The following is an 18,043-nucleotide window of genomic DNA, read 5'->3' as shown; positions in this document are numbered from 1 at the left end:
CCGCTGAAGTGGGCGAAACGTCCGGGGTCGCGCCGAGCGCACCCGGCGGTGCGGTGAGGCGAGGGGAGAGGGCGTATGACCGGCAGCGGGCCAGTCCCTGAGCCGTCGGGAAGGCCGCTGCTGCGGGGGTTCGACCAGCGGCTCAACGAGCTGATCGCCGCTCTGTACCCGGACGAACGCAAGCGCCCGGGATACGCCCGCCTGGCGAAGGAGATTCGTGAGACCACCGGCGGGACCATCTCCGGCACCTATCTCTGGGAACTCGCCAGGGGCAAGAAGCGCAACGTCACGCTGGAACAGCTGGACGTCCTGGCCGAGTTCTTCGGGGTGCCGCCCGAGTACTTCCTCAACGAGGAGACGGCCCAGCGGGTCAACGTGCAGCTGAAGCTGGCCGCGGCGCTCCGCGACGCCCGCGTGCGCAACCTCGCCCTGCGGGCCGAAGGGCTCTCCGCGGAGAGCCTCGACGCCCTGCTGATCATGGTCGACGCGGCCCGCAAGGTGCAGAACCTCGAAGTCGTCGGCGGCGAGGACCGCGCCGGCACACCGGACGGCGGCTGAACCGCGACACCCGGACGGCGTGACCGGCCGGGAGGAACGACGGGGGCGGAGTGACGCGGGCAGCAGCAGCGGGGGACACTGAAATATGGCCGCAGGCGTCGTGGGGAGACGCCTTGCCTGGGGAGGCTGTCACTATTTCTCGTATCGATGGGCCGGGCCGTGGGATGAAGGCATCCGTGGAACCCGCCACACGTCATTCCCGTAAACGTCCAGAGCGCCGAAGAAACGTCTTTCCTTTTCTTTTCGTTTTCTTCGCAGCGGAGTGGTAACGCATCACAGGCCGCACCGCAGGACCTAGTACACGGTTGCTGCCGGCCACCCGCCCCCCACTCGCCTTCTGCGCGCAACCCCGCCGAGGGGTGCCCGTCACGCGGCACCGGCCCGCCACGCCGGCCCGACCGCCCGCACCGCTCCGGCGACCCGCCGGACGGATCGGGTGCCGGGGCTCCGCCGTGCCCGCCCCCGGTGGACCAGCCATGTCGTCACCGTGCCATGCGGTCGGGTCCTCGCCATGCCGCCGCGGCCGGGTACGACCACGGGCCGGCCCGGTCGCGCGGCTCGGCGGGAACGGGCGGGGTACGGCGGTGGATCCGTGCCTCAACGCCCGCATCGCCGAGGAAGGCCGAACGGTACACACCGCATGACGTACAGGATCGCCAGGCTGCGCCGACGCTGTCGGCCACTGCTGGGCCAGCTCAACCTCCCCCACCCCTTCTCCATCGAGACGCTGTGCGCCCACCTCTCCGCGCACCGGCGGCGCCCCCTCCACCTCCACCGACTGCCCGGCCAGGCCGCCGTGGCCGGAGTCTGCGGACTGTGGATCGCCACCGACACCGACGACCACATCTTCTACGAGCAGCGCACCGCCCGATCCCACCAGGAACACATCGTCCTGCACGAGATAGGCCACATGCTCCTCGACCACAACGCCACCGCCGATTCCGGCCTGCCCGGCGGCCTGTTCGGCGACCTCAGCCCCCGACTGGTCCGCCGCATGCTGTCCCGCGCCAACTACTCCACCCGGCAGGAGCAGGAGGCCGAAATGCTGGCCACCCTGATCCGCACCGGCGAGACCGGCACCGGCTGGGGCCAGCCGTCGGACGCCTACGGCAAACTGCACGCGGCTCTCGGGGTGCGCACGGAACATGACCTGTGACTTATCCGGCGGCTGGGGTCTCCGCCTGGACCTCTTCAGCGTGTGCCTGCTCTGGACCGCCGCCCTCCTGCGAGCCCGCCCCGCCATCCGCCACCCGCACCAGCGAGCCCTGTGGCTCGCCGTCGTCGCCGTCGCCGTCGCGATGACCCTGCACCTGGAACCGGTCTGCGACTGGCTCACCACCCTGACCGGCTCCGCCCGATGGATCACCGTCACCAAGAACCAGGCCGGCGTCGTGTCCGCCGGCGCCGTCCTGCACTTCACCGTGCACACCACCGGCCGCCGTCGCACCGGCACCGTCCTCCTGGGCGTCGTCGCCGTCATGGCCGTACTGCTGGTGCTCGCGGCCCTCGGACGGGGGCCGGAGCAGGCCCACGGACCCCGGTTCGCCCTGGCCCGTGACCCCGGCACCGCCTACTGGCTCCTCCTCATCGCCCTCCACGGCGTGGCCTGCGCCGCCTGCGTCCGGGTCTGCTGGGTGTACGGCCGGTGCAGCAACAACCGGTCCCTCAACCTCGGCCTCGGGCTGTTCGGCTGGGGCACCGCCTTCGCCGGACTGTTCTGGCTGGCCCACCTCGTACTGCTCGCCGCCGACTCCAGCCCCGGCCCCGCACTGTGCCTCCTGCTCAGCGCACACGCCGTACTGCGCGCGGCCGCGCTGCTGGTCCCCACCGCCCTCGAACTGCGGCGCGCCCTGGCCCACGCGCGCACCATCTGGCGGATCTGGCCCTTGTGGCAGGACCTGGTGGACGCCGTGCCGCACGTCGCGCTCGGGGAAAGCCCCAGCCGCCTGCTCGCCATCCTCCAACCGCACGTCTCCTGGCGGCTGATCGCGTACCGGAAGTCCATCGAGATCCGCGACGCCATCCTCACCCTCGGCCACTACGCGGATCCGGCCATTTCCGACAGCGCCCGCGCCCATGTGGCGCGCTGCGGTGTCCCGCCCGAACGGGCCGGGATCCACGTGTCGGCCTGCGTGCTCCGCCGTGCCCGCGCCGCCAGACTCTCCGGCGCCGACCCGTACCCGGCCGCCGACGCCTCCGCCATCAGCCAGGACACCGGTGACCTGGCGGCCGAGACGGCCTACCTGCGGCTCCTTGCGGAGGCGTACCTCTCGCCCTGCGCGAGGGAGTTCGACGCGGCGGGAACGACGGCGCCGACCGCCGCAGGAGAACTCCGGTGAACCCCTCGGAGACTGTGTCCGAAACCATTCCGGACCCGTCAAAAGCATCCGGCGGGAAGTGCGCCTTCTGCCATGATGCCGCTCATGGACAGCACGTTGCGCCGGAAATACCCGCACCACGAATGGACTCCCGTGAATGAGGGGGATTCGGGGGCCTTCGTTTATCACCTCACCGGACACCAGCCCGAGCTCTACGCGAAAATCGCACCGCGCGCTCCGGGCAATTCCGCCTTCGACCTGGCCGGCGAGGCGGACCGGCTCGAATGGCTGATCGGCCACGGCATCCCGGCCCCCCGTATCGTCGAGCGCGGCGAGGACTCCACCTCCACCTGGCTCGTCACCGAGGCGCTGCCGGGCGTACCCGCCTCCGAGGAATGGCCCGAGCACCAGCGGTTCGCGGTCGTCGAGGCGATCGCAGGCCTGGCCCGCACCCTGCACGGCCTGCCGGTCGACGACTGCCCCTTCGACCGCGGTCTGACCGTGACCGTCGCCGAGGCCCGCCACAACGTCCGCGCCGGACTCGTGGACCTCGACGACCTCCAGGAGGAGCACGAAGGCTGGTCCGGCGACCGACTGCTCGCCGAACTCGACCGCACCCGACCGGAGACGGAGGACCTGGTCGTCTGCCACGGGGACCTCTGCCCCAACAACATCCTGCTCGACCCCGACACCTGCGAGATCACCGGAGTCATCGACGTGGGCCGGCTCGGCCGCGCCGACCGCCACGCCGACATCGCCCTGACCGCCCGCGAACTGGCCATCGACGAGGACCCCTGGTTCGGCCCCGCCTACGCCGAACACTTCCTCGAACGCTACGGCGCCCAGCGCGTCGAGAAGGACAAGATGACCTTCTACCAGCTCCTCGACGAGTTCTTCTGACCCCTCGCCCCGGCGGCAGGCGCTCTGCCCATTTCGTTGTGGTCCGTCCTATGATCGCTGCTCCGCGTACGAGGGGGGCTTGGTATGGGGACGGGTGGGGCGGGAGCGCAGCGGGTGCAGGAGGCGCGGCGGCAGGAGCGGTTGCTTCGGGAGCAGTGGCAGGCCGCCCGTCGGCAGGCCCTGGGGTGGACGGCGGTCGGTGAGGGCGAGCAGCGGGTCCTCGCACAGCTGTTGGTGCTGACCGCGCGCGGGTGGCGGTTGCTCGTCGACCGGCGATGGTCCGGGACGCGGAGCGCGAACGCGGACATGCTGCTGGTGGGGCCCGGCGGTGTCTTCGTCGTCGACGTCACGGCCGGCGGCGAGCCGCGGGACGAGCACGCGGCCGGGCTGCTCGCCGCCACGAAGGCCGCCGAGAGCGCGGTGGCCTCCCTCGGGATGTCACCCGTGGCGGTCCAGCCGCTCATGGTGTTCGCCGGGCGGCGCTTCGACGCGGGCCTCGGCCGGATACGGCTCCTGGGCGAACACGAGATCGGGCCCGTGCTGCTGTCGCAGCGGCACAGGCTGCGGGCGGAGTCGGTCCGTGCGATCGCCGATCATCTCGAGCGGGTGTTCCCGGGTTACGTGGGGTCGGCGGTCGAGCAGCAGGCGCCGTCCGTGCCCGAGCTTCACCGACAGGAGTCCGTGGAGGGGCTGTTCGATCTGGAGGGGCTGCGCGACGCGGCCTTGAAGGGGGCGAGGGAGGCGCCGATCGAGCAGTGGATGACCTTCCTCCACCCCGATCAGGTCGCACTGGTGCGCCGCAACTGGTCGGGCCCGGCACGCATCAGCGGACCGGCGGGTACCGGGAAGACGGTCGTCGCCCTGCACCGTGCGGCCCACCTGGCCCGGCGGACCACCGGCCGCATCCTGTACGTCACCTTCGCCAACAACCTGCCCCGGGTGCAGAGCACCTTCCTCAGGACCATGGCGCCGGCCGTCGCCGACCGGGTGGACTTCCGCAGCCTGCACTCCTGGGCACAGGAGTTCCTGCAGGAGCGGGGCGTACAGGTGCGGCTGCACGGGGACAAGGCCGAGACCGCCTTCAGCCTCGCCTGGAAGAACGTCGGCCGCGAAAGCCGACTGGTCGAGCTCGATCCGGCGCCGACCTACTGGCGCGAGGAGATCGACTACGTCATCAAGGGGCGGGGCCTCACCAGCTTCGAGGAGTACGCGACCGTCCACAGGAGGCGACGGAAGGCGAGCCTGCGCCGAACCCACCGGCAGTCGGTGTGGGAGCTGTACGAAGCGTACGAATCGCTGCGCGGCGAGCGCGGCGTCCACGACTTCAACGACGTCCTCTCCTTCGCCCTGGCCGAAGCGTCACGCCGGCGCGAGCGGCCCCCGTACGCGGCCGTCATCGTGGACGAGGTCCAGGACCTCACCCTGGTCGGCGTGCGCCTCCTGCACGCACTCGTCGGGGACGTGCCCAACGGTCTGCTGCTCGTCGGCGACGGCCAGCAGACCGTGTACCCGGGCGGCTTCCGCCTCACCGACGCGGGCATCGACATCCGCGGCGACCGTGGACAGGTGCTGCGCACCAACTACCGCAACAGCAAGCAGATCCTGGACGCGGCCCTCGCCGTCGTGGCCGACGACGCGTTCGAGGACATCGACGGCCTGCGCACTCCCGGCCGCCGCGACGTCGACCTCACCTACCACGAGGGGGAGGTCGTACGCGTCACCAGGCCCACCGTGGACGCCCACGACAGGGAACTCCTGGACGCCTTGCGCGCCCTGCCCGACGGCGCGCCGGCCGACACCGCGCTGCTGTGCCCCTCCATGCGTGCCATCGGGCACTACCAGCGACTGCTCACCCAGGCGGGCATCCCGGTGTGCCAGTTGGAGCACTACGAAGGCCACGCGGTCGACGCGGTGAAACTGGGCACCTATCGCCGGGCCAAGGGCCTGGAGTTCAAGAACGTCTTCCTGCCCCAGCACGATGCGGTGTTCGCGAACGGGGCGGCGGCCGGCACGGCAGGCGGTACGGAGACGCCGCAGACGGCCCGGGAGCGTGAGGAACTGCTGCGCAGCCAGCTCTTCGTGGCCATGACAAGGGCTCGTGACCTGCTCTGGCTCGGCAGTGTCACCCGTGTCTCCGAAGGCGGCGCCCCGAGCTGACAATGGGAGGGATTCCCAGGAAAAAGGACCGGTTGATGCACCTCTTCTCGTATGTGCCCGCCCAGGACCCGCTGTTCGGCGTGGTCGATGTCGAACTCGACCACGAGGGCGGGAGTCTCGTCGTGGACGGGGAGGGGATCGTGCGGGTCGAGGTGCGGCGGGCCGCCGGTGCGGCGGTGGAGAGCCATGTGCCGATCGGGACGCGGGATCCGGCCTGCCTGTCGATGACCGTCGACGGGGCGGAGGTGTCGTTGCGGCCCGCGAAGGGGTTCCTGACGCGGAAGTCCTACCGGGTGGATGTCGGCGCGTACCGGCTGGTCCCCGACTCGCTCGACGGGAGCAGGCTGCTGCGGGACGGAGCGGTGCTCGGGGTCTTCTCGTCGAGCGGGGACGGCCGGGTGTCCGTCGAGTGGAAGGGCGGGCCGTCTGCCGACGACGCGGCCGTCGGGTACGCGCTCGCCGCGGCGTTCGGGACGGGTGCCGAGCCGATGTGGAAGCTCACCCTGGACGCGCTGCTCGAGCTCTGGCCGTAGCGCCCGTAGCTCCTGCAGCTCCCGCAGTTCCCGCGGCGCACCGTTTCCGATCAATGTGCGGGGGTGGGTGCCTTTGTCCTGCCGACGGGACGGGACGGGTGGAGCCTGGCGCCGCGTGGTGCCGGAGTGGTGCGATCGAGGGGTGGTGGCGCCATGTGGCTCAGAGTGGCGCACCGGTGATGCCGCTCCTGACCTGCAGGTTTGTAGATGGTGGCAGATGTGGTGCCAGTTTGGCTCGACATGGCGCCACGTGTGTGTCATGCTTTGGGACATGGACCTCACGCCCTATGTCGCCAGTCTTCGGCACGAGCTCGCGGTGGCCGCCGAAGCGGGTGGCGACGATGCTCGCGCTCTCGCCGAGCGCATCACCGCACCGCTAGAGTCGGCAGCCAGACTCACCCTCCTGAACGCCCTGTCGGACGCCATGGGTGAGGTCACCCGGGAGCTCGCTCCGGGGTCGGTGGACGTGCGGCTGCGCGGGCTCGAGCCCGAGTTCGTCGTGACCGCGCCGCCGAGGGACGAGCCCTTCGCGGCGCAGGGCTTCGAGGAAGCGCATGCGCTGCCCGCCGTGCCGCCCGTGCCGGAAGGAGAGGACAGCAGTACCGCACGGATCAATCTCCGACTCCCCGGCCACGTCAAGACGCGTGCGGAGCAGGCGGCCGCGCGGGAGGGGCTGTCGCTCAACGCATGGCTCGTCAGGGCCGTTTCGGGAGCGCTCGAGCCCGGCGGCGGACGGCAGGGTGACGGGCCGGCGCCCCAGCGGGGCAGTGGCAGGAAGAGCTTCACGGGCTGGGTGAGCTAGCCCCACCGGAGCACCGTATCGGCGTGCGAGAGGCCGACCACTCTCGCGTCACATCTTCACGTCCCCGGAGCGGGGGCGACCACCAGACTCACGAGGACGGGACAGCCATGCCTTCTTACGACACCAAGGGACCCATCACCGCGAACATCCACGTCGAGGTCGGTGTCGCCCGGATCACTGCCGGGGACCGCACCGACGCGGTGGTCGAGATCCACCCCCGCACCGCCGGGGACAAGGACGACCAGCGCGCCGCCGACGAGACCAAGGTCGACTTCTCCGACGGCACGCTGACGATCCGTACGCCGAAGGCGCGCGGGCTGTTCACCGCCCGCGGTTCGGTCCTGGTCGAGGTCGCGCTGCCGCAGGGCTCGCGGCTCCTCGGGACCCTGGAGATGGGCGACATCAGCTGCAAGGGAACGCTGGGCGAGTGCGAGGTCCGCACCAGCGCCGGCGACATCCGGCTCGACCAGGCCGGTCCGGTGCGCCTGAAGACCCAGCACGGGGACGTGCAGCTCGACACGGCGACGGGCGACGTCGACGTCACGACCGGTTCGGGCGAGGTGCGGGTCCGCACGATCGGCGGGGACGCCGACATCAAGAACTCCAACGGCAACACGTGGCTGGACGACGTGGCGGGCGATCTGCGACTGAAGGTCGCCAATGGAAACATCACCGTCGGCCGGGCGCAAGGGTCGGTGACGTCAAAGAGCTCGAATGGCAACGTACGCATCGAGGAAGTGGCGCGCGGCACCGTCGAGCTCCAGACTAAGGCTGGCAACCTCGAAGTCGGGATTCGCCAGGGGACTGCCGCCTGGCTCGACATCAACTCCCAGTCCGGGACGGTCTACAGCACCCTCGGATCCGCCGAAGGCCCCACGGAGGGCGCGGAGACCGTCAAGGTGCACGCGAGGACCAGCCTCGGTGACATCACCATCCAGCGTGCGCACGGCGCCTGACGTCAGAGCTCTGCCTCGCAACAGCTACGAAATGGAGGGGGCACGATGAGTGCCGCGACCGAACAGATGGCCCCGCCCAAGGGGATCAGCGCAGTCGGCCTGCGCAAGTCGTACGGGGAGAAGCTCGTACTCGACGGGATTGACCTGCATGTGCAGGCGGGCACGATCTTCGCGCTGCTCGGTCCGAACGGGGCGGGGAAGACCACCACGGTCCAGATCCTCTCCACGCTCATCGCCGCCGACGGTGGCGAGGCGACCGTGGTGGGGCACTCGCTGGAGCGGAGCGCGGACGCGATTCGTGCCCGGATCGGTGTCACCGGCCAGTTCGCGGCGGTGGACGGGCTGCTGACCGCCGAGGAGAACATGCTCCTCATGGCGGACCTGCACCACCTGGACCGCGCGGAGGGCAAGCGCCGTACCGCCGAATTACTCCGGCAGTTCGAACTCACCGAGGTGGCCGGCAAGATGGCCTCCACCTTCTCCGGGGGCATGCGCCGCAAGCTGGACCTGGCGATGACCCTGGTCGGGAACCCGAGCCTGATCTTCCTCGACGAGCCGACCACCGGCCTCGACCCGCGCAGCCGCCGCACCATGTGGCACCTGATCCAGCAGCTCACCGCCCAGGGCGTGACCATCTTCCTCACCACGCAGTACCTGGAAGAGGCCGACCAGCTCGCCGACCGGATCGCCGTCCTCGACAAGGGCAAGATCGTCGCCGAGGGCACCGCGGACGAGCTCAAGCGCCGCATCCCCGGCGGGCACATCCGCCTTCAGTTCTCCGACGTCCTCAGCCTGGACGCCGCCTCCCGCCGGCTCGGCCTCGACGAGGGCGCCCGCGACGAGGAGAAGCTCACCCTGCAGATCCCGAGCGACGGCAGCATCCCCGCGCTGCGCGCCGTCCTCGACCTCCTGGAGGGCGCCGGTGTCACGGCGGACGCACTGACCGTCCACACGCCCGACCTGGACGACGTCTTCCTCGCCCTCACCGGTGACGGGTCGCGCCACCACGCGACCACCGTTCCCAGCCCCGCCAACACGGCGCAGGAGGCCCGCCGATGAGCACCACCTACGCGATGCGCGACTCGATGACGATGCTGCGCCGCAACCTCAAGCACGCACAGCGCTACCCCTCGATGACGATCTCGATCGTCGCGATGCCGATCCTGATGCTCCTGCTGTTCGTCTACGTCTTCGGCGGTGCGCTCGGCGCCGGCATCGAACTGCCCGGTGGCGGTACGGGTGACCGCGGCGACTACACCAACTTCGTGGCCCCCGGCATCCTCCTGATGGCGGCCACCGCCGGCGCGGTCTCGACCGCCGTGTCGGTCTGCACGGACATGACCGAAGGCATCATCAACCGCTTCCGGACCATGTCGATCTCGCGCTCCTCGGTGCTGACCGGGCACGTGGTGGGCAACGTCATCCAGACCATGATCAGCCTGGTCCTGGTCATCGGCGTCGCGCTCCTGGTGGGCTTCCGGCCCAACGCCACCGTCGTCGAGTGGATCGCCGCCCTCGGCATCCTGGCCCTGCTCGCCTTCGGCCTCAGCTGGCTGTCCGCGGCGATCGGTCTGGGCTCCAGCAGCGTGGAGGCGGCGAGCAACGCGCCCATGCCGCTGACCTTCCTGCCCTTCCTCGGCAGCGCCATCGTCCCGCCGGAGTCCATGCCGGTCGGACTGCGCTGGTTCGCCGAGTACCAGCCCTTCACCCCGATGACCGACACCCTCCGTGGCCTGCTCATGGGTACGGAGATCGGCAACAGCGCGTGGCTGGCGCTCGGTTGGGGCGTCGTCCTCAGCGTCCTCGGCTACCTCTGGGCCCGCTCCGCCTTCAACCGCGAGGCGAAGATCTAACCGCGGCACCGCACCACGCGAGCACCCGAACGGGGCTGCCCGGCCGAAAGGCCGGGCAGCCCCGTTCTTCGTGCTCCCGCCGTCCCGTCGACGGGACAGCGGGAGCGCAAAGAACGGGGCGCGATGGCCGAAAACGCAAGGAGGAATCGCTCACCAGTACCCGTTCGGCAGAGCTGTGCGGGCATTCCTTGCCTCGTCGGAGGGCCACTCCTACGATCAATTGCGGAAGTGCGGGAAATAGGCCGTGACCGATCCGGCCCACTGCACCAGCGCACCCGGTACTGCATTCCACTTTCTGCGTTCTGCTTTCCGCTTCCACCGAAATCTGCAGAGGGGTCATGGTCATACACACGCGCAGCCACGCAACGGAAACCGCCGCCGGACTGGTCGTCGAAAGTCCCTTCATATGGCGGGCGCGACGGCCCGGACACCGCCACCAATTGGTCTGCTTCCCGCAGGCGGGCGGCGGCGCGGGGGCCTTCGCCGACTGGGTGCAGGAACTCCCGGCCGACATCGAGGTGGTCGCGGTGCAGCTGCCCGGCCGGCAGAACCGCATCATGGAGGACCCCGCCACCGAGGTCGGCCCGCTCGTCCGGGCCCTGATGCAGGCCCTGCGCCCCGTCCTGGACGGCCCGTTCTCCTTCTTCGGCCACTCCTGCGGGGCCCTGCTGGCCTTCGAGCTGGCGCTGGCACTCCAGTCGCGCGGCGGCCCCCGGCCGGCCCACCTGTTCCTCTCCGGCCAGGCCTCGCCCGAGCCCTTCCGTGACCGGCCCCAGCTGCACGGACTGTCCGACGAGGAGTTCCGCGCCGAGGTGCTGCGGCTCGGCGGCTTCGACGAGGAGCTCGCCGACGACGAGGACGCCATGGAGGCCCTGCTGCCGTCCGTGATGGACGACTTCTCCCTCTGGGAGCAGCACGCCATGCCCGTCGACGCACGGCTGGACGTGCCCATCACGGCACTGGTCGGCGAGTCCGACAGCCGGGCACCGCTGAACGAGATGGAGACCTGGGGGGCGCACACGGACACCGCCTTCGACCTGCGTGTCTACCCCAGCGGGCATTTCTATCTCTTCGAGCCCGGACTGAGCTCCGAGCTCCTCGAATTCATCGCCGGTACGGTGCTGGAGCCCTAAGCTCCCCATCGGGTCGCATTCGGGCGGTGCGGTTTCCGCGGGAAATACCTGTGTGGCAGCTTTTTCGGGCTTGCCGCACCGCTCGCCGGCTGAGATCAATGAGAAATCAAACCCACGAGATTCCGGTCTTCATGTCCAACCATTGGGGGATGGTCGCTTTGTGCTCGTTCCATGACACGGCGGTGCCGGCGGCGACGATTCCTGAGATGTTCGAGAAGCAGGTCGTCGCCGCGCCGGACGCCGTCGCGCTGGTCTTCGGCGAGACCTCGCTGACCTACCGCGAGGTCGACGCCCGTGCCAACCGCCTGGCCCGGGTCCTGATCGGACGCGGAGTCGGACCGGAGTCGGTCGTGGGCGTGGCCGCGCAGCGGTCGCCGGAGCTGTGGGTGGCCGTCCTCGCGGTGCTCAAGGCGGGCGGCGCGTACCTGCCGATGGACGCCGCGTACCCCGCCGACCGCCTCCAGTACATGGTGGAGGACTCCGGCGCCCGCCTGGTCCTGGCGGACGCCGTCACCGGCGCCCTGCTGCCCGGACTCCCCGCCCCCGTACTGCTGCTGGACGCCCCCGAGACCACGGAGGCCGTCGGCGCCGCGGCGGCCGGCCCGCTGACCGACGAGGACCGGATCCGCCCGCAGCGGGTGGCGCAGACCGCGTACGTCATCTACACCTCCGGCTCCACCGGCCGCCCCAAGGGCGTCGCCGTCACCCACAACGGCCTCGCCCCGCTGCTCGCCACGCACGTAGAGCGGCTCAAGGTGACCCCCGCGAGCAGAGTGCTGCAGTTCGCCTCGCCCAGCTTCGACGCCTCGGTGTGGGAGATGTGCATGGGCCTGCTGTCCGGCGCCGCCTTCGTGCTGGCCGACAAGGAGGCGCTGGCCCCCGGCGACCCCCTGGCCGACACCATCGCCCGGCACGGCGTGACCCACGTGACGCTGCCGCCCCCGGTGCTCGCCGCGCTCCCGGCCGGGGCCATGGCCTCCGTCGAGACCCTCGTCGTCGCCGGTGACGCGACCACCCCCGAGCTGGTCGCCACCTGGTCGGCCGGCCGCCGCATGATCAACGCGTACGGGCCCACGGAGACGACCGTGTGCGCCACGATGAGCGCGCCGCTCGCCGGCGACGGCCGCGTACCGCCGATCGGACGCTCGATCACCGACACCGGCGTGCACGTCCTGGACGACGCGCTCCGCCCGGTCGGCGCCGGCGTGATCGGCGAACTGTACGTCTCCGGCGCCTCGCTGGCCCGCGGCTACCTGGGCCGCCCCGACCTGTCCGCCCTGCGTTTCGTGGCCTGCCCCTTCGCCGGGCCCGGCGCGCGGATGTACCGCACCGGCGACCTCGTGGAGTGGACCCCGGAGGGCGAACTCGTCTTCCACGGGCGCGTCGACACCCAGGTCAAGATCCGCGGCATCCGGATCGAGCCGCTCGAGATCGAGGCGGTGCTCAGCGGCCACCCCGGCGTGGCGGACACCGCGGTCCTCCCGTACGAGCGGCGCGGCAGCCGCCAGCTGGTGGCCTACGTCGTCCCCGCGGCCTCCGGCCGCCCCGGCCAGGCCGGCCCGCAGGGCAGCGCCTACGGCAGCATCGCCCTCGACTCCGGCTTCGGCGTCGGTGAGCTGCGCGCCTTCGCCGCCGCACACCTGCCCGACCACATGGTCCCCGCGGCCTTCGTCCTGCTGGACCGGCTGCCACTGACCCCGAACGGCAAGCTCGACAAGGCCCGCCTGCCGGAACCCGAGTTCAAGGGCGAGACCTACCGGGCCCCGCGCACCCCACAGGAAGAGATACTCGCCGACCTCTTCGCCAAGGCGCTGGGCGTGGGCCAGGTCGGCATCGACGACGACTTCTTCACCATCGGCGGCGACAGCATCCAGTCGCTGCAGGTCGTGTCCTGGGCCCGGGCCCGCGGCCTGGTCGTCACCGCCCGCCAGGTCTTCGAGCAGCGGACCGTCGCCCGCCTCGCCGAGACCGCCGTCGCGAACGGGGAGGGCGCCCCCACCGGCCCGGTCCTGGAGGAGTTCGAAGGCGGCGGCACCGGATGGATGCCGCTGCTGCCCGTCGCCCGCTGGATCCGCGAGTGGGGCCCCGGCTTCGACCGTTTCCTGCAGGCCATGGTGCTGGAGCTGCCCGAGGGCATCGACCGGGCCGGCCTGGCCGCCACCCTGACGGCCGTGATGGACCGCCACGACCTGCTGCGCTCCCGCCTCGTCGCCGACGCCGAGGGAGAGGGCGACGGTGAGGCCGACGGCCTGGTGGTCGCACCCGCCGGCTCCGTGGACGTGGAGCCGCTGCTGCACCGGGTCGCCTGCGACGGCCGGTGGGACGCCGAGTCCTGGCGGGGCCTGCTGCTCGGGGAACTGGAGGAGGCCGCGCAGCGGCTGGACCCGGCGGCGGGCGTGGTCGCCCGGTTCGTCTGGTTCGACGCGTCCGGCAGCGAGGGCGCCGAGGGCGCCGCCGTCGCCGAGGGCGCCGAGAGTGCCGGGCGCGGTGGCACCGGACGGCTCCTGCTCGTCCTCCACCACCTCATCGTGGACGGCGTCTCCTGGCGCATCCTGATGCCCGACCTCGCCTCGGCCTGGCAGCAGATCAGCGCCGGCCGCACCCCCGAACTGCCGCCCGTGGCCACCTCGATGCGCCGGTGGGCGCACGCCATGGCCGACGAGGCCCTGCGCCCCGAGCGGGTCGCGGAGCTGGACCTGTGGCGCTCGATCGTCGAGGGTCCCGACCCGCTGCTCGGCACCCGCCGCCTGGACCCGGCCGTCGACGTACGGTCCTCGGTCCGCGTCACCCACGTCCAGCTCCCCGTCCCCGTCACCGAGGCCGTGCTGACCGACCTGCCCGCGGCCTTCCACGGCGGGGTCAACGACGGCCTGCTGGCCGCGCTGGCCCTGGCTCTCGCGCAGTGGCGGCGTACCCGCTCCGTCGACGAGACCTCCGCGCTGATCCGCCTCGAAGGACACGGCCGCGAGGAGGCCGCCGCCCCCGGCGCGAGCCTCGCCCGCACGCTGGGCTGGTTCACCACCGCCTTCCCGGTGCGCCTCGACCTCGCCGGGGTGGACCTCGACGAGGCCTTCGCGGGCGGACCGGCCGCCGGGGTGGCCGTCAAGAAGGTCAAGGAGCAGCTCCTTTCCCTGCCCGACAAGGGCATCGGCTACGGCCTGCTGCGCCACCTGAACCCGCAGACCGCCGCCCAGCTCGCCGGACACCCCCTCGGACAGGTCGGTTTCAACTACCTCGGCCGCTTCGCCGCCGGCTCCGACCGGCCCGGCGAACAGGGCGGGGCGGGCTTCACCCAGGCCCCCGAGGCGGCGGCCATCGCCGAACTGGCCGAGCTCGACGCCGCCCAGGACCCGCGGATGCCGGCCTCCGCCGAACTCGACATCAACGCCACCGTCAGCGACCAGCCGGCCGGCCCGGTCCTGAACGCCGCCTTCAGCGCCCCCGAGGGGGTGCTCACCCCGGCGGAGGTACGGGAGCTCGCCGACCTGTGGTGCGCCGCCCTGGAGGGCCTCGCCCGGTACGCGGCCCGGCCCGGCGCCGGCGGTCTGACCCCCTCGGACCTGCCGCTGGTGACCGCGAGCCAGTACGACATCGACGGCTGGGAGCGGCGCTTCCCGGGCCTCACCGACGTCTGGCCGACCACCCCGCTCCAGTCGGGCCTGCTGTTCCACTCGATCTTCGAGGACTCCTCCTTCGACGCCTACCAGGTGCAGTACGCCCTGCACCTGACCGGGCGGGTGGACGCCGGCCGGCTGCGCGCCGCCGGACAGTCGCTGCTGGAGCGGCACTCCAGCCTGCGGACCGCCTTCGTGCACAACGCGTACGGGGACCTGGTCCAGCTCGTCCTGGACTCCGTCACCCTGCCCTGGCAGGACCTCGACCTGTCCGGGCTCGGCGAGGCGGAGCGCTCGGAGGCCTTCGAGCGGTTCCTCGCCGAGGACCTGACCACGCACTTCGACCAGATCGCGCCGCCGATGCTGCGCATGACGCTGATCCGGACCGGCGAGGAGAGGTACGAACTCGTCCTGACCGCCCACCACGTGCTGTTCGACGGCTGGTCGGTGCCCCTGCTGATGCAGGACCTGCTCACCTTCTACGGCTCGGCCGGGCAGGCCACCGGGCTGGAACCCGCCCGCGACTACCGGGACTTCCTGGCCTGGCTCTCCCGCCAGGACCCCGAGGAGTCCGCCCGCGTCTGGCGCGAGGAGCTCGGCGGACTGGGGGAGCCGACGCTGCTCGCCCCGGTCGTGGCCACCCCGGCCGCCGCCGGAGCAGCCCCGGCCGCCGAGTCCGCCGAGGACATCGCCATGCGGCAGGCCGAGGTGCCGCTGCCCGTCGAGGCCTCCCGCGAGCTGTTCCGGCGCGCCTCCGATCTCGGCGTCACCCTGAACACGGTGGTCCAGGGCGCCTGGGCGATCCTGCTGGCCCAGCTCACCGGCCGCCAGGACGTGGTGTTCGCCTCCACCGTCGCGGGCCGCCCGCCCGCCCTGCCCGGCGCCGACTCCACCGTCGGCATGTTCCTCAACACCCTGCCGGTCCGGGTGCGGTGCGCCCCCGCGGACACCCTCGCCGAGCTGCTGACCACGGTGCAGGGCCGGCAGGCCGCACTGATGGACCACCACCACTTCGGCCTGAGCGAGATCCAGCAGGCCGCCGGAATGGACACCCTCTTCGACACGATCGTCGGCTTCGAGTCCTTCCCGATGGACCGGGCGGGCATCGTCGAGGCCAGCCGGGCCGCCGGGATCTCGATCACCGGTATCCGCTCCTTCACCGCCAGCCACTACCCCGTGACGGTGCTCGCCTTCATCGAGCCCGACCGGCTGCGCCTGGCGGTGCAGTACCAGCGCACCGTGCTCGACCCCGCCGTGGCCGGGTCCATCGCCGCCCGGTTCGCCGCGATCCTGCGGCAGCTGGCCGAGGACACCGGCCGCCGGGTGGGCGCCGTGGACGTACTGGAGCCCGCCGAGCGGGACCGGCTGCTGAACGGGCTCGGCGCGGGCCCGCGGACCGCCGGCGCGGAGACCGGCGGGACGACCGTCCCGGAGCTGTTCGAGCGGCAGGCCGCCGCCACCCCCGACGCGGTCGCGGTGGTCGCGGGCGCGGACTCCCTGACCTACCGGGAGCTCGACGAGCGGGCGAACCGGCTGGCACACGGCCTGATCGCCCGCGGGGCCGGCCCGGAGACCCCGGTGGCCCTGGCCCTGCCCCGGTCGGCGGACCTGGTGGTCGCGCTGCTCGGCGTACTGAAGTCCGGCGCCGCCGCCCTGCCGCTCGACCCGCGCCACCCGGCCGGCCGCCTCGCGCGGGTCCTGGCCGACGCCCGGCCGCTGCTCGTGCTCACCGACCCGGACACGGCGGCCTCGGCGGACACCGCGGTCCCCGCCGTGCACCTGGACGAACTGGGCTCCGGTGACGGCGCCTGCGCTCCGGCGGCCCCCGTCCGGCGGCCCGACGGGCTCGCGTACCTCGCGTACGCCTGCGGCGGTCCGGGCGGGCCGACCGGGGTGGAGACCACCCACCGGAACGTGGCCGACCGGGTGACGGGGCTGCTCGCGCGGCTCGGCTCCGCGGCCGGCCCGCGGCTGCTGGCCGGGCTCCCCGCGGACACCGAACCGCCCGTCCTGGAGATCCTCGCCGCGCTCTGCGGCGGCGGGGGCGTCGAGGTGCTGCCCGATCCGCGGGCCCTCGCCGGAGACCGCCTCCTCGACCCCACGGCCGCCGCGCGCGGGGCGCTCGCGACGACCCCCTCGGCCTTCGCCGACCTGCTCGACGAGGTGGCCGGGGACCTGCACGCGGACACGATCGTGCTCTCGGGCGAACCGCTGCCGGCCGCGCTGGCGCGGCGGGCGGCCGAGTCCGCCCCCGGGGCCCGGCTGGTCAACCTCCACGGGCACCCCGAGACCGGCTTCGCCACCGCCTTCTCACCGCCGGACGGGGAGGAGCCACCGGGCACCGGGGCCGTGCCCGCCGGGACGCCGCTCGCCGGAGTGCGGGCGTACGTCCTCGGCGCCGGTCTCACGCCGGTGCCGCACGGCGCGGTGGGGGAGCTGTACCTCGCGGGCGGCGCGCCGGCCCGCGGCTACCGGGGGCGCGGCGGCCTGACCGCCGGGCGGTTCGTGGCCGACCCGTATGGCCCGGCCGGCTCGCGGATGTTCCGCACCGGCGACCTGGTCCGCTGGACCGGGGACGACCGGCTGGAGTTCCTCGGGCGCGGCGACACGGAGGCGGCCGTCCGCGGCACGCGGGTCGCGCCCGCCGAGGTCGAGGCCGTCCTGACCGGGCACCCCGGGGTGGCGCAGGCCGCCGTGGTCGCCCGCGAGGGCCACGGGCCGGGCGGGACCGCGCAGCTGGTGGGCTACCTCGTACCCGCCGAGCCGTACGGCGCCCAGCCCGGGGCCTTCGCCGACGAGGTACGGGCCCACGCGGCGCAGCACCTGCCCGCGGCCCTGCTCCCCGCGGTCCTCGTGACCCTGGAGGGGCTGCCGCTGGCGCCCGACGGCCGTCTCGACCGGGCCGCGCTGCCCGAACCCGAACCGGCCGGCCGCCCCTACCGGGCGCCGCGCACTCCCGAGGAGGCGGCTCTCTGCGAGCTGCTGGCGGAGGTGCTCGGCGTGGAACGGGTCGGCATGAACGACGACTTCTTCGAACTGGGGGGCAACTCCCTGCTGGCAACACGGCTCACCAGCCGTATCCGGAAGGTGCTCGGGGTGAGCGTGCCTTTGCGGTCGATCTTCGAGTCTCACGCAATTTCAGAGCTTTCGCGCACGGTCAAGAACGCAGGCACGTCGAGCCGGCCTCGACTGCGCAAGATGGACAGGAGTGGACAGTAA

Annotated in this window: 12 protein-coding genes; all 12 read left to right on the top strand. The window is 72.3% G+C overall.

What is annotated here, in order from left to right:
* The first annotated feature begins 75 nt into the window (after positions 1-75).
* Positions 76-558: a hypothetical protein gene (locus ACIPYQ_RS28205; protein WP_401256437.1), complete on the top strand. Its 483-nt coding sequence runs from the start codon at positions 76-78 to the stop codon at positions 556-558.
* A gap of 640 nt (positions 559-1,198) precedes the next feature.
* Positions 1,199-1,714 carry a hypothetical protein gene (locus ACIPYQ_RS28200; protein WP_401256434.1) on the top strand — a complete coding sequence of 172 codons (516 nt, stop codon included), beginning with the start codon at positions 1,199-1,201 and terminating at the stop codon, positions 1,712-1,714.
* Positions 1,704-2,897: an MAB_1171c family putative transporter gene (locus ACIPYQ_RS28195; protein ID WP_401256431.1), complete on the top strand. Its 1,194-nt coding sequence runs from the start codon at positions 1,704-1,706 to the stop codon at positions 2,895-2,897. The genes ACIPYQ_RS28200 and ACIPYQ_RS28195 overlap by 11 nt, the downstream gene beginning before the upstream one ends.
* 75 nt (positions 2,898-2,972) lie before the next feature.
* Positions 2,973-3,776: an APH(3')-V family aminoglycoside O-phosphotransferase gene (locus tag ACIPYQ_RS28190; RefSeq protein WP_401256696.1), complete on the top strand. Its 804-nt coding sequence runs from the start codon at positions 2,973-2,975 to the stop codon at positions 3,774-3,776.
* An 84-nt stretch (positions 3,777-3,860) separates the two neighbouring features.
* Positions 3,861-5,933, top strand: a complete 2,073-nt coding sequence (locus ACIPYQ_RS28185; protein WP_401256428.1) for a UvrD-helicase domain-containing protein — start codon at positions 3,861-3,863, stop codon at positions 5,931-5,933.
* Between the two features lie 35 nt (positions 5,934-5,968).
* Positions 5,969-6,466 carry a hypothetical protein gene (locus ACIPYQ_RS28180; RefSeq protein WP_401256425.1) on the top strand — a complete coding sequence of 166 codons (498 nt, stop codon included), beginning with the start codon at positions 5,969-5,971 and terminating at the stop codon, positions 6,464-6,466.
* 271 nt (positions 6,467-6,737) lie between these two features.
* The gene (locus tag ACIPYQ_RS28175; RefSeq protein WP_361754698.1) at positions 6,738-7,268 is read left to right on the top strand and encodes a toxin-antitoxin system HicB family antitoxin; all 531 of its coding nucleotides are present in this window, start codon (positions 6,738-6,740) and stop codon (positions 7,266-7,268) included.
* 107 nt (positions 7,269-7,375) lie between these two features.
* Positions 7,376-8,224 carry a DUF4097 family beta strand repeat-containing protein gene (locus ACIPYQ_RS28170; RefSeq protein ID WP_361754701.1) on the top strand — a complete coding sequence of 283 codons (849 nt, stop codon included), beginning with the start codon at positions 7,376-7,378 and terminating at the stop codon, positions 8,222-8,224.
* Between the two features lie 45 nt (positions 8,225-8,269).
* Positions 8,270-9,283 carry an ATP-binding cassette domain-containing protein gene (locus tag ACIPYQ_RS28165; RefSeq protein ID WP_362232567.1) on the top strand — a complete coding sequence of 338 codons (1,014 nt, stop codon included), beginning with the start codon at positions 8,270-8,272 and terminating at the stop codon, positions 9,281-9,283.
* The gene (locus tag ACIPYQ_RS28160; RefSeq protein ID WP_361754707.1) at positions 9,280-10,077 is read left to right on the top strand and encodes an ABC transporter permease; all 798 of its coding nucleotides are present in this window, start codon (positions 9,280-9,282) and stop codon (positions 10,075-10,077) included. The genes ACIPYQ_RS28165 and ACIPYQ_RS28160 overlap by 4 nt, the downstream gene beginning before the upstream one ends.
* A 338-nt stretch (positions 10,078-10,415) precedes the next feature.
* Positions 10,416-11,210: a thioesterase II family protein gene (locus ACIPYQ_RS28155; RefSeq protein ID WP_401256419.1), complete on the top strand. Its 795-nt coding sequence runs from the start codon at positions 10,416-10,418 to the stop codon at positions 11,208-11,210.
* Positions 11,211-11,416: 206 nt separating this feature from the next.
* Complete coding sequence (locus tag ACIPYQ_RS28150) at positions 11,417-18,043, top strand: amino acid adenylation domain-containing protein (protein ID WP_401256417.1); 6,627 nt, start codon at positions 11,417-11,419, stop codon at positions 18,041-18,043.

Origin of the sequence: Streptomyces sp. NPDC090045, from assembly GCF_044747975.1 — a bacterium.
In the GTDB taxonomy this organism is placed as follows: Bacteria; Actinomycetota; Actinomycetes; order Streptomycetales; family Streptomycetaceae; genus Streptomyces.
The sequence above is the reverse complement of the archived record's forward strand: the minus strand, read 5'-3'. Positions and strand labels throughout refer to the sequence as shown.